Source organism: Vibrio sp. 1978 (genome assembly GCF_033344345.1).
This window is the reverse complement of record NZ_JAWPOP010000508.1, coordinates 1-677: the sequence shown is the minus strand read 5'-3', so window position 1 is coordinate 677 and position 677 is coordinate 1. Positions and strand designations below refer to the sequence as shown.

At 58.5% G+C, this 677-nt stretch carries 2 pseudogenes; both read right to left on the bottom strand.

Going from position 1 to position 677, the window contains the following annotated elements:
* Positions 1-264: pseudogene (locus R8N49_RS27525) on the bottom strand (alkylmercury lyase); the annotation flags it as partial.
* 14 nt (positions 265-278) lie between these two features.
* Positions 279-677: pseudogene (locus tag R8N49_RS27520) on the bottom strand (mercuric reductase); the annotation flags it as partial.

Below are 677 nucleotides of genomic sequence, written 5' to 3'. Positions count from 1 at the left end.
GTCAATTTCAAAGACATACGAAGTCTCGCGCAAGGTGAGGCCGTAGCCGATGATGTTCCCATCTTTGTCATATTCGGTACTGGTGGCCTGTTCGAGTACGGCGGCCACTCGCTCAGCGGGCCAGTCGAGAATCCCGGCAAGTGTCGTTCGTGAAACCGGACGCCCCTTGGCGAGTTCCCGCAGTAGCGGGACCAAGAGATCCGCAGTACCATTGGTACGATTGACCGAAGTGAGACGTTCTAAAATATATGGGGCGAGCTTCATGGTTCCATCTCCTTTCATCCTGCGCAGCAGGACAATTGTTTGACATCCTTGGTGAAGGTCTGCGCCGCGAGCTTCAGCCCCTCGACCATCGTCAGGTAGGGGAACAACTGGTCGGCCAGTTCCTGCACCGTCATGCGGTTGCGAATGGCGAGAACAGCCGTCTGGATCAATTCGCCGGCTTCCGGGGCGACGACCTGCACGCCGATGAGCCGTCCGCTACCTTCCTCGATGACCAGCTTGATAAAGCCGCGTGTGTCGAAGTTGGCAAGCGCACGCGGCACGTTGTCGAGCGTGAGCGTGCGACTGTCGGTTTCGATCCCGTCGTGATGCGCTTCCGCTTCGCTGTAGCCCACGGTTGCTACTTGCGGATCGGTGAACACCACGGCCGGCATCGCGGTTAGATTGATGGCAGC